The sequence below is a fragment of the Lacticaseibacillus salsurae genome (genome assembly GCF_045862175.1).
Classification (GTDB): domain Bacteria; phylum Bacillota; class Bacilli; order Lactobacillales; family Lactobacillaceae; genus Lacticaseibacillus; species Lacticaseibacillus salsurae.
Genome location: NZ_BAAFZI010000067.1, coordinates 1 through 10168, shown reverse-complemented (window position 1 = coordinate 10168; position 10168 = coordinate 1). Strand labels below are relative to the sequence as shown.

The following is a 10168-nucleotide window of genomic DNA, read 5'->3' as shown; positions in this document are numbered from 1 at the left end:
CGCGCTTGCCATTACTCTTCTTGACCTGATCTACTGTACCTCGCTTGATTTCATTATTAATGGTCTGCGGGCAGACGCCAATTTCAGCAGCAATCCAACGATTGGACTTCCCAGCTTGGCGGAATCCGGCCACTTTTCCGCGCTCGAGTGATGTTAAGTGCTGACCTTTTTGGCGGTGTGTGGTATCCTGTTTCTGCATCAAGACAATATCCTCTTCCATTGTTTGTGTAGGAACTTCAATGATACAGGATATCTGTTCTTGATGTTTTTTATTGTCCAAAAAATTTTGAGACAGTGGCTAATTTGATTCTAAAATGCGCGTGAATAAATCGTCTCTCAAAAGGAAGGAATTTTTACATGCCAACTCGTTTCGACAAAGAATTCAAACAAAACATTATCAACCTATATAAGCAAGGCGAATCAGCTGCCCAACTGGCCAGAGAATATGGCATTGGCTATTCAACAGTTCATAAGTGGATCCAGGGCCAGGCCAAAACTCAATCCGGTAAATCGCCAGACGAAATCAAAGCGATGGAAAAGCGACTGGCTTCGCTGTCTGAGGAGAACGAAATCCTAAAAAAAGCCCTAGGCTTCCTTGCGCAGAAGTAACCAATATCTTTGATTACATTCACCAAGAAAGCCATCACCACCAGGTAACCAAGATGTGCCGAATCCTCGGTGTTTCCAGAGCTCAGTATTATCGTTATCGATCCCCCAAACCTTCAAAACGCCGGGCCGAAGATGCGGACTTGAAACAACGGATTCTGCGGATCTTTGCGGAATTTAAGCAGCGATACGGTGTTATGAAGATCCACCATGAATTGAATCTGGAACTTCAACCACTGCAGCTTCGGTGCAGTCCACGACGGATCTCCCGGATCATGAAGGAACTGGATATCCACTCCGTTACCGTCAATAAGTGGAAAGCGGCTTCGGCTTCCAAAACCAAGGTTGAACAGCGTCCCAACTTGCTTAAGCAGGATTTCTCGACCACTGGTTTAAATCAAAAATGGACCGCTGATATGACCTATATTCAAACGAAGCGTAATGGCTGGTGTTACTTATCAACCATCATGGACCTGCACTCACGACGGATTATCGGCTATTCGTTTTCAAAAAAGATGGATACTGATTTAGTCTTGAAGACCCTTGAAAGCGCGGTTAAAAATCGAACCATTACTGGGGACCTGATTATTCATACGGATTTAGGATCACAGTATACCAGCGATGATTACAATCAACGTTTAACTGAATTACATATCCACCACTCATACAGCCGTAAGGGTTGTCCGTATGATAATGCGCCAATGGAATCCTTTCACGCTTCCCTCAAAAAGGAATGTGTTTATCCAGTGCCGGTCTTTGAAGATTATGAAACTGCCGCTGCCGTCCTCTTTGAATATGTGCATGCTTTCTACAATAGGAAGAGAATTCATAGTTCACTGGGCTACCAGACCCCCTTACAAGTTGAAATTGCAACACTTACGAGCCAAATGGCCGCCTGATTTAATGCTTTCCAGGGTTCAAATAAGTTATTAATCGCGATTAATGATTTATTTGAGCTGTGGAAGGTAAACGCGGTTCTGAATGTCTCTTAAAATCTGTCTCAAATATTGACTTCAATCCATGCTAGGGCCATTCCGTGTTATGTGACACAATATCCATTGTGTCACATAACCAAAATTCGTTGGATGTTGTTTTTTGTTTACCAAAGTGGTAATATTACCTATGAGGTAATGAAATGGAATATTTCGGTGACACTACTAAGTTAACAAAGATTCTTAGTAATCCCAGATTGCGGACCAAGACTTTCGGACGTGATCGAGCTAACCGCATTGGCCAAAGACTTTCTGATTTTGAGGAGGCTTCAACGCTAGATGATATTTCTCGTCTTCCTCCTGCCCGCTTACATCCGTTACATGGTGATCGCGAGAATCAATTCGCGGTTGACGTAGGTCCTAATTGGCGGATGATTTTTGAAGGTTATAATCGATATGACGAACTGACCACAAAAACATCAAAAGCAGTAACAATCGTAATCCTAGAAATTGAAGACTACCACTAAGGAGGTTTGCCCCATGTTGAATCGAAATAACAAAATTGTACCAACTGATCTTGCAGAATTTTCGGCAGCTGATACGATTGAAGAAACGCTTAGCTTCTACCACATTACTCAAGCTGAGTTTGCACGGCGTATCGGAATCTCCGAGAAGCATCTATCTCAAGTCCTTCATCGTAAAGCATTCATTTCGCCAACCGTAGCACTTTCGATTGAAGAAGTTACAGGGATCCCAGCTTATATGTTGCTTGCTAAAGACACACGCTACCGGTTGGCTCATACAAATAAGCCAACTCCAAGCGATAAGACCAATGATCCCGACTTTCTGAAGCAATACGATTGGGCGATGGCTTAATCGTAAATGAGGAGTGCCAAATGATCTGAGCGCTCCTTGATCTAAGGATCACGGATAGGAGGAGCAATGGCTGAAAAAATCAGAATTTCAAAACGCACCGTAAGAAAACCTTCTACACCAAATCGCCAACATTCTGCAACTAAGGCGATTCCATCAGATCCCGCTAAAATGACCAAGGCCCAACGGCGATCCGAAAAGCATCGGATCTTAGAGGAACGCAACCAGCAGATTTTAGAGCTGGGCTCAAGACTCGCACCACTCCACCCTACAGGACTTCCCAAAAAGCCAGCAAGGGTCAAGCTACAGATGGCAGTTCCAATTGCGATTGGCTTCTTTCCGAGCGAATCAGGATCAATCAACCCTCAAATGTATAAATGGCTGATCCCTGATACCGTTGCTTATCATGATGCCAGATTTGGTCAGCTGATGACTGTTCCTACGCCATCAGGCCCGCAACAAGTCATCTACGCATTTACCGTCAAGGGTAACCAGGTAAAAGCGCCTAGCGGCAGAGTTGAGCCTTCCGCATCAATCATTGGATTCACGGAGGCCAAGGCCACCCCTGATCAAGTCGCAGCGTTAAAGATTCGTGTCGATGAGATCCGCGTAAAGCGAGAACAAAAGCTAGGAAGAAATCGCGAACATTACTTGGCGCATAAACGTAACAAAGAGAAACGTGCTGGAATTCGTAAACAAATCCGACGTATCCAGAATATGCCTATTTGGCCAAATAGTCCCAAACCACGCTAGTATAAAGTCGAACGACTAGCAGGAGTGCTGCGATCGCTCGGTTTTTTGATCCACTCAAGACCGCTTCCTGCTGCACAGACCCCGCAGTAGGAAGCTCATCAGTATGTGACGGCGCGGCCCAAGGGCCCTTTCGCGCTCGTCACGGTCATTGTGTAACTTTCCGCTCAGCTATCAACCTTGCTTATCAAGTTCAAGGGCTAATCAACGTCTTTCGCACTCCGCCTAACGCCGCTTGTGCGGCTACACCAACCGTCCGTCCCATACAAGGGGCGGTATTTTTTTGCAAAAACCGCAAACAAACACCTACGGCACTCCCTTGTATGTGCCAGCCGGTCGGTGTTACGGCTACGACGTCGAAAGACGTAGATCAGCTCTTGAGAGCGTCAAAATTGAGGAGGAAATACCATGAAAACTACTTACGATGAAATCATCAAGCAATCGTGTGACAAAATCGCCCAGACCATGAGTGACATGACTTATTGCTACGAAGAAACCAATGTCCCCAAAAAACATTACAAGAAGCTTCTATCCAAGTCGATTGAAGAAGTCTATGCTGATTCTGTTAGCCTCGAAATGACCAACAATTACTACAAGATGCTGTCGTCCCTAAATAAAGGCAACCGTAAATGGTTTGTCGAGGCCATGCTTTATGTCGAGCTTGGTACCGCACCAGACAAAGCTGGTGCAGAAGTTAATGGCAAGGTTAGTCGCATGGCTGATGCGATTATGGCCCAAAAGGCATCAATGATTGACCCTAAAATCCTCGACGCCATGGCACCAACGCCAACACGCTAGTCCTACTTGGTTATAAAATAAAAACATGATATACTATAGACACAAAGAGCGTTGCCTCTGTGAAAGACAACGCCCCGTCGCAGAACCGTTTTAAGAACGGTGGTCTTTCTACCAAGCAATTAAGCCGCTAGACTAGACAAAGTTGAAAGCGGCTTTTTGCTTGCTCATTTTTTCCGGATTTCCCCGAACGCCACCATCAGCTTGCGCACTGCTTGAAGCAGGCGGGTCAACGCCTTAACCAAACGTGTTGCCACATTGACCAAGACTACCAGCGCACCGATGATGGCTGTGATTGACACTAATGCACCAACCACAAGCCTTGCTGTACTCCTTTCTACCAGAATCTGACGCCAAGGGTTTTACACCATAGGCCTCACCCTCTTTCAAAATTCGTACCACCGCTCATTAAACTTTTCTGCTGATTCCATTATGCTACACAATGCGCCGAATCCCTACAGTATCAAGGGATTCGGCGCTTTTTTTGAAAAACGCGGCCGGCGGACCAGTGCAGTTGGCAGTAGAAGGCGGCCGTTCCGGCCGCGCGAACCGGCGCCACACCCGCTCGGTTCGTGGGCCTCGTTATCCGTCGTAGCAAGCAAACGATCAAGGCAGCCATATGCCGCGGCACGGCAAAACCAGCAGCACACGCTGACTCGTAGTCCTGGCCAACTGCACTGGTCCGCCGGCATGACTCAGCGAAGCCTACGCTGAGTCATGCCGGCTTCGTTATCTCTTATCGCGAATTCTGAGGTGGTTTAGACGATTCAACCGAACAACTACCCGTCTGAGGCGCTTCCCCTCGACGTTTTGTTACCACCTTCAAGCCCAATTATTGCAAGATTCGTGCATATTCATTCAATCTTATTTTCACACTGCCGAGTCCGACCGGGACAACGGCTTCCAAATCAAAGCCCGATCTACAAGCCGTTTAATGAAGCGATGGCGCGCCAAGCCGACGCGCTCATCGCGGCTATGTTGTTCACGCTTCTTAGACAGTGGCTGGGCAACAACCCAAATGACCATAGATTCAATTAGTCGGATATTCAGCATTCAATCTAGGCACTAACATAACCCACGCGGCAACGCCGCGGGCGCATGCGCCAAGACCTTCTAAGGAAGGTTCTCGTGGCCTTGATTGAAACATTAGACCAGCACCAGGGGCGCTAACCGACAAGTCGGAAGCGCCCCTAAGTTCGGAGAAAAGGGCCGCAAAAACTTTTGCTCCACAAGCCCGGTTCCACAAAACTTTTTGACTTGCGCTGCGCTTACCCTTGTCACCTCACCCGCTGCCGGTACGAATGTGTCATCAAGACGGCTCGACAAAAACCTTCCTTAGAAGGGCCAGCCGCCACAAACAGGAGGACTACATCATGAAAGAAGTCACCATGAAAGACTACCCAGCCATCAAGAGAGAACTTAAGGAACGTAAGCAAGTTTGCCACCTTACCAAATCAGAGTTTCAAGCTATCCTAGATGCTTACAGCACTTACGACTGGCAACCAGTTTACAAAACGCGCCTCTACCAGCAATACGGTGGTGAGTATTGCCTCACACTAGAGCTTATCACCAAGCACATTGCCGCAACACCACGGCAACGTTTGATGATTTTCGCCTAGTTTTAGGACACTTCAAGGAGGTGGTGCTTATGAGATAGTGTCGTTTTACCCAACGTCAAAATATCAATCTCAACAGGAGGAACACTATGGAAATCAGATCAAAAAAAATCAGTAACACCGCTGGAACGGCATTACTGATTGTATCAGCTATTAGTGAACTTTTTCGAGGATTACTAGATAGCTTTTATGATTTGTGTGAGCTGGAAGAAAATGAACGTATGAGCTTTAAAGAGCTGTTGATCGGGGTCACAGTTACGCTGGGAATATTCCTAGCCTTTCTGGCCTTGACCAGTTTCATCATTTTACAAGGTTCAGCTTACAAGTAATCGGAATAAATTGCAACCCGCCGAAACGGGCTGTGGACAACTCAAAGGAGATAATTTATATGACTAACAACGAAACCATTTTTCCAGTGACGCGTGAAGTGTTCGACGCCCTTGGCGTTTACGTTCAATGCCACCAATTCCGGTTACTTGGCACTACCAACGTCACTATTTTAGAACAAATCATCACTCAGTTAGCACGAATGAACTACGCCGCCAACCTCACCATGAATCGCAACGACCCGACATGTTGGTTACCACTTGAGTCCTATCGTTATAGCCCAACACGCTCAATCATGACTGACCTTGCTCATATTATTCCTCACTACAATCGCGAGCGGGCTCTGGAAGCGATACTGCTGATTGCCGAAAGTTGTGGCCCGCTCAAAACCGAAAGTGATAAGGCGCTTTTAGCCAGCCTTAAAGACCGACTCACCCCAACCCGCGACCGTGGTGCACTACTAGCCTAATTATAAGCCACTCATTCAGAACAGGCTTCTGTTGAAGCCTGTTCTGTGGTACAATCAAAATAAATTGAAAGGGTGATTACTTTGGCAGACACAACTGTAACATCGCTACGTTTCAAAAATGACCAATATGACAAGGTTAAGCGCCTCGCTGAGTTTAACGGTGTATCCGTCACAATGTACATGCGTCAAGCCGTACTTGAACGCATGGAAGACGAAGAAGACTACAAAGACGCACAAGCCAACCTCGCCGCGAGTCACGGCGAAACTGTAAGCCGTTCTGAAATCCTTAAGCGTTTAGGCATGGACGCATGAGCAAGGAATATCACTGGAGTTTTGATAAAGTTGCTGAAAAGAATTTCTCTAAGCTTGACCAACAGGTTCAACGACGAATCGTTCGGTGGTTGGACAAGCACATTGAAGGATACGATAATCCGCGCGCATGGGGAAAAGCCTTGGAAGGTGACTTAGGTACACTCTGGCGCTACCGAATCGGTAGCTACCGCGTGATTGCCGACATCAACGACGGAAAATTTGAGATTTTGGTTGTTAAAGTTGCGAAACGAAACGACGTGTACACTAACAAATAGCAAACAAAAGGGAGACAACCAGGCGCACAGCCTCGATTGCCTCCTTTGCTTTGCCTAGGACGGCTCATTATAGCCGGCCGTCCCGGCCGGGTGCTCTGGGGGTGCGTTGCGCACTTGCTAGATCGACGGTATGTGACCGAATACCTCGACAAGATGGAAAAGGAAACTCGTGAATCGATCATTGACAGTCAAAAATAGCACCTTCGTGGTTTCTTACCAATAATCTGGTTAGCTCACGTTGCGGTCACATATTTGTTTTTGGTTCAATATATGGTATAGTTTCATTATGGAAATGCCCAAATTTAGACCTTACAAGCGGCCGAACGGCCACATGGGATTCATTGAATTTCTCGACTCGCTACCACTCAAGGAACGAGCAAAATTACAGTTAGCCATCCATACTACGGAAGAACTCGGTTTACAAGAAGCAGCTCAACGGTTGCTGGTCAAGAAGCTCACAACCAATTTATATGAGTTGCGCTCACGACAAGGAAAAACCTATCAGCGCGGTTTATATTTTCACGTATCTGGCAGTGATTATGTCATCACCCATGGCTTCTCCAAGAAGACAAACAAGACGCCACAGCGAGAAATTGATCATTCAATCGACCTACGAGCTGAGTTCTATCAAACCTACAAGGAGGAAGACGACAAATGAGTAAAGACCTGCACGAATTCACAATGGAACACACCGGTGATCTCGACGCCTACTTCGCGGAAATGATGAAAGATTCCTCATACCGTGAAGTCTACAATGAAGAAAAAAACAAAATGGCAAGTGCAATGGCTCTGCTTGAAGCGCGCGAGGAAGCAGGTTTGTCCCAGCAGAAGCTGGCGGACAAGTCAGGTGTACCTAAGACGACGATTGTTCGTATTGAAAATGGTAACAACACTTCCATCGATACGTTGACTAAACTTGCAAATGCGCTGGGTCGCCCACTCAAATTGACGATTGGACCGGCGAGCATTGCATAGCATCTAGTCTAATTTGATCGACGGCACCAACGTCAAAAACTTACGATTACAGCGTCCCTGTTTGGCAGACGCTTGAGGCCGTGGATTAGGAGGTTTAAATAAATTCTAGACAGTTTCCACATCACTCAAGTTGACTTTGCCGAACGTATCGGCGTTTCTCAAAAGCATCTATCCAAGGTTCTCAATCACAAAGCTTTCATTTCAGCAAGCGTCGCAAAATCAATCGAGCTGGTTACCGGAACACCGGCCAAATTGCTGCTACGGCTAGACACAAACTATCGTCTAATGCATACGGCTGCACCGTCAAAATACGAAAAACCTGACCAACCGAATTACCTGAAAAGATACGATTGGGTGACCATCTAGTCTGAATCAAAGGCAAACAAATAGGAGGCAAGCGAGGCACATGGCATCGCTTGTCTCCTTTGTTTTGTGCGGGGCGGATCAGCGTATCCGGCCGTTCCGGCCGGGTGCCGTGGGGCGCCTGGCCCGCCCACGCGGCACGGCAGCGTTATCTGTCGTCGCAAGGTTCTGGTCAAGGCAACGCAATGCGACGGCACGGGAAAACCACCCGCACACGTCGCTAGTCGTAGCCACACCGCCGCCTTGGATACCTAATTTATCTAGCAAGTGCCCGTTGCGCCGCTTGCTGGCGCGGCTGCGCCTTGCTCCTAGGCTGCTCTGCCTTAGCCCCCATGACCCGCTCGTCTTGTTTATCGACGGCATTATATCCGTAGGTCTTAATCAGATAAGCCATTTCTTGAGGCGAATCCGCTTCAAAGAAGCCGATAGTCTTATCGAAGCGATTAACGGCTTGATAATGTGTGGTACCGTCGCTATTGGGCGTACGATCTAAAACAATTTGCTGACCATCCTTAGCGTAAACGTGACGTCCTAGCGCCGCAGACAGTGACTCAGATCGCATAGCTTTCAAGTCGTCGTTCCAGTCCTTGATTGGGCGTGCTACGGGTTCGTACCCTTTTCTAAATTGCTGGGCATAGCTGCCAATTTTTCCAGCAAACTTCGTCCGAACTTCATCAGACAAACCAGGTTGAAGTCGACGAACCAGAAGCTCAAAATCCGGCGTTTCTTCCTTCGTTACCAGCTTCATTTGCGTTGCAATCTCGGTCGCCCGATCAGCGTATTGAGTCCCTGTGTAGGGCTTACTAACGTTATCTGAACCACCGATGAACCCGCCATGAAAATCAAACCCGTTAGCAAGTTCGCGCTTGCTACTAAAGTTGGTCTCGGCTTTTTCAATGGCTGCGAGATCACGCCAGTCAACACCAACAGCTTTGCCAACACCCCGTAACACCGCAGCTCGATCCTGTGGAATCTGCCGATCGTGCGTCATTAAGTTAAAATATGGTAAGACCTCACCCGTTTCTTGAATAACAAATTGGTGCTCTTTCATCATCCGATCAAAAAAGGTATGCCCAGCCGCATCATTATCAACGCCAAAACCAATACTGTTTGGAACATCGCCAGTAAGCTCATACATATACTGAATTCCCTTAGTCACGGTTGCTGGCTTCAAACCATCCATGGATAGAAACATGGTGTTGTTCGTTTCAGGATGAGTTGATAGGTAAGACAGCGCGTCGATTGGGGCTTCAAAAACAAGTAGCCGATCTGGCCTACCAATCGAAAAGTTGAACCCAAAGTCTTGCTCCGAATTCTTCATAATGCGTTTGATTGTACCACGATGCCCGTTCTCATCATAATCAATTGTTGTCCCTTGTGTGGCTGCTCCAACGCGTCGACCGCTCTTTGCCCAAACGAACACCACATCACCATTTTGATTCTGTTGTATAAACCTGGATTATTCACCTCGGTATTGGGGACATGAAATTGCATCTGGCCGGTCTGAAAGCAACGTTTGGAGCGTTGCGAATACTGACTGAGCGGAGAAGTTGGTGATCGATGCACCACGAACAGACCGACCCAGTTTTCGGCTCGACGCACGACCTATTCAGTTATTCAGTTCAGGTCGCCAACTGATGGACTTCGTCCATGAGCCGACTAAACCAGTTCTTGTAAACATAGTTAGAAGCAAGATGAATCACCACACGACGGGCGTGCCAAGTAATCCTACCGGCGATGTGAAAGAGACTGAACCGTAGCGAGGAGATGGTTGAACGACGGTCTTCCGAGACAAAGAGCTGTTTAAAGAGCTGAACCAGGTTATAGGCAATACCGGTGATCAAGGCTCGTGCAGTGTTCCGTGCAAAAGTTGAG

General features: G+C 47.1%; 17 protein-coding genes. 14 read left to right on the top strand and 3 right to left on the bottom strand.

Features of this window, described 5'->3' with window-relative positions; translation table 11 throughout:
• Positions 1-199 (bottom strand): helix-turn-helix domain-containing protein (locus ACKTSG_RS12745; protein ID WP_407895279.1); only part of this gene is annotated, 199 nt, incomplete at its 3' end.
• Between the two features lie 158 nt (positions 200-357).
• Here ACKTSG_RS12745 and ACKTSG_RS12740 point away from each other — a divergent pair.
• The 14 genes from ACKTSG_RS12740 (at position 358) to ACKTSG_RS12675 (ending at position 8296) form a co-directional block, all read left to right on the top strand.
• Positions 358-609, top strand: a complete 252-nt coding sequence (locus ACKTSG_RS12740; RefSeq protein ID WP_002820011.1) for an IS3 family transposase — start codon at positions 358-360, stop codon at positions 607-609.
• Positions 610-614: 5 nt separating this feature from the next.
• Positions 615-1505 carry an IS3 family transposase gene (locus ACKTSG_RS12735; protein WP_407895281.1) on the top strand — a complete coding sequence of 297 codons (891 nt, stop codon included), beginning with the start codon at positions 615-617 and terminating at the stop codon, positions 1503-1505.
• 236 nt (positions 1506-1741) lie between these two features.
• Positions 1742-2065, top strand: a complete 324-nt coding sequence (locus ACKTSG_RS12730) for a type II toxin-antitoxin system RelE/ParE family toxin (RefSeq protein WP_407895277.1) — start codon at positions 1742-1744, stop codon at positions 2063-2065.
• Between the two features lie 13 nt (positions 2066-2078).
• On the top strand, positions 2079-2414 hold the full coding sequence (locus tag ACKTSG_RS12725) for a helix-turn-helix transcriptional regulator (RefSeq protein WP_152164666.1): 336 nt from the start codon (positions 2079-2081) through the stop codon (positions 2412-2414).
• A 66-nt stretch (positions 2415-2480) separates the two neighbouring features.
• A complete protein-coding gene (locus tag ACKTSG_RS12720) occupies positions 2481-3164 on the top strand; it encodes a hypothetical protein (protein WP_056962354.1) in 684 nt (227 codons plus the stop codon).
• A gap of 405 nt (positions 3165-3569) precedes the next feature.
• Positions 3570-3959 (top strand): hypothetical protein, encoded by a 390-nt coding sequence (locus tag ACKTSG_RS12715; protein ID WP_407895275.1) that lies wholly within the window; start codon positions 3570-3572, stop codon positions 3957-3959.
• Between the two features lie 1370 nt (positions 3960-5329).
• On the top strand, positions 5330-5575 hold the full coding sequence (locus ACKTSG_RS12710; RefSeq protein ID WP_274259477.1) for a hypothetical protein: 246 nt from the start codon (positions 5330-5332) through the stop codon (positions 5573-5575).
• 86 nt (positions 5576-5661) lie between these two features.
• Positions 5662-5901 (top strand): hypothetical protein, encoded by a 240-nt coding sequence (locus ACKTSG_RS12705; RefSeq protein WP_274259479.1) that lies wholly within the window; start codon positions 5662-5664, stop codon positions 5899-5901.
• A 59-nt stretch (positions 5902-5960) separates the two neighbouring features.
• Complete coding sequence (locus ACKTSG_RS12700; protein WP_274259481.1) at positions 5961-6368, top strand: hypothetical protein; 408 nt, start codon at positions 5961-5963, stop codon at positions 6366-6368.
• 81 nt (positions 6369-6449) lie between these two features.
• The gene (gene relB / locus ACKTSG_RS12695) at positions 6450-6680 is read left to right on the top strand and encodes a type II toxin-antitoxin system RelB family antitoxin (protein ID WP_054719233.1); all 231 of its coding nucleotides are present in this window, start codon (positions 6450-6452) and stop codon (positions 6678-6680) included.
• Positions 6677-6955: a type II toxin-antitoxin system RelE family toxin gene (locus tag ACKTSG_RS12690; RefSeq protein ID WP_054719237.1), complete on the top strand. Its 279-nt coding sequence runs from the start codon at positions 6677-6679 to the stop codon at positions 6953-6955. Before relB ends, ACKTSG_RS12690 begins: the two co-directional genes overlap by 4 nt.
• 286 nt (positions 6956-7241) lie before the next feature.
• Complete coding sequence (locus ACKTSG_RS12685; protein WP_407895271.1) at positions 7242-7613, top strand: type II toxin-antitoxin system RelE/ParE family toxin; 372 nt, start codon at positions 7242-7244, stop codon at positions 7611-7613.
• A complete protein-coding gene (locus tag ACKTSG_RS12680) occupies positions 7610-7930 on the top strand; it encodes a helix-turn-helix transcriptional regulator (protein ID WP_054719243.1) in 321 nt (106 codons plus the stop codon). Before ACKTSG_RS12685 ends, ACKTSG_RS12680 begins: the two co-directional genes overlap by 4 nt.
• A 102-nt stretch (positions 7931-8032) precedes the next feature.
• A complete protein-coding gene (locus tag ACKTSG_RS12675; RefSeq protein ID WP_152164869.1) occupies positions 8033-8296 on the top strand; it encodes a helix-turn-helix transcriptional regulator in 264 nt (87 codons plus the stop codon).
• A 253-nt stretch (positions 8297-8549) separates the two neighbouring features.
• On the opposite strand, the gene ACKTSG_RS12670 is transcribed toward ACKTSG_RS12675, so the two are convergent.
• Together ACKTSG_RS12670 and ACKTSG_RS12665 are read right to left on the bottom strand one after the other, a co-directional pair.
• A complete protein-coding gene (locus ACKTSG_RS12670) occupies positions 8550-9716 on the bottom strand; it encodes a toprim domain-containing protein (protein WP_407895269.1) in 1167 nt (388 codons plus the stop codon).
• A 199-nt stretch (positions 9717-9915) separates the two neighbouring features.
• A partial coding sequence (locus ACKTSG_RS12665) for a transposase (RefSeq protein WP_407891817.1) occupies positions 9916-10168 on the bottom strand: 253 nt, incomplete at its 5' end.

Coding starts and splice junctions, on each gene's coding strand:
- ACKTSG_RS12715 (WP_407895275.1), top strand. CDS start 3,570: ATGAAAACTACTTACGATGAAATCATCAAGCAATCGTGTGACAAAATC.
- ACKTSG_RS12680 (WP_054719243.1), top strand. CDS start 7,610: ATGAGTAAAGACCTGCACGAATTCACAATGGAACACACCGGTGATCTC.
- ACKTSG_RS12740 (WP_002820011.1), top strand. CDS start 358: ATGCCAACTCGTTTCGACAAAGAATTCAAACAAAACATTATCAACCTA.
- ACKTSG_RS12705 (WP_274259479.1), top strand. CDS start 5,662: ATGGAAATCAGATCAAAAAAAATCAGTAACACCGCTGGAACGGCATTA.
- ACKTSG_RS12700 (WP_274259481.1), top strand. CDS start 5,961: ATGACTAACAACGAAACCATTTTTCCAGTGACGCGTGAAGTGTTCGAC.
- ACKTSG_RS12685 (WP_407895271.1), top strand. CDS start 7,242: ATGGAAATGCCCAAATTTAGACCTTACAAGCGGCCGAACGGCCACATG.
- ACKTSG_RS12710 (WP_274259477.1), top strand. CDS start 5,330: ATGAAAGAAGTCACCATGAAAGACTACCCAGCCATCAAGAGAGAACTT.
- ACKTSG_RS12720 (WP_056962354.1), top strand. CDS start 2,481: ATGGCTGAAAAAATCAGAATTTCAAAACGCACCGTAAGAAAACCTTCT.
- ACKTSG_RS12725 (WP_152164666.1), top strand. CDS start 2,079: ATGTTGAATCGAAATAACAAAATTGTACCAACTGATCTTGCAGAATTT.
- ACKTSG_RS12690 (WP_054719237.1), top strand. CDS start 6,677: ATGAGCAAGGAATATCACTGGAGTTTTGATAAAGTTGCTGAAAAGAAT.
- ACKTSG_RS12730 (WP_407895277.1), top strand. CDS start 1,742: ATGGAATATTTCGGTGACACTACTAAGTTAACAAAGATTCTTAGTAAT.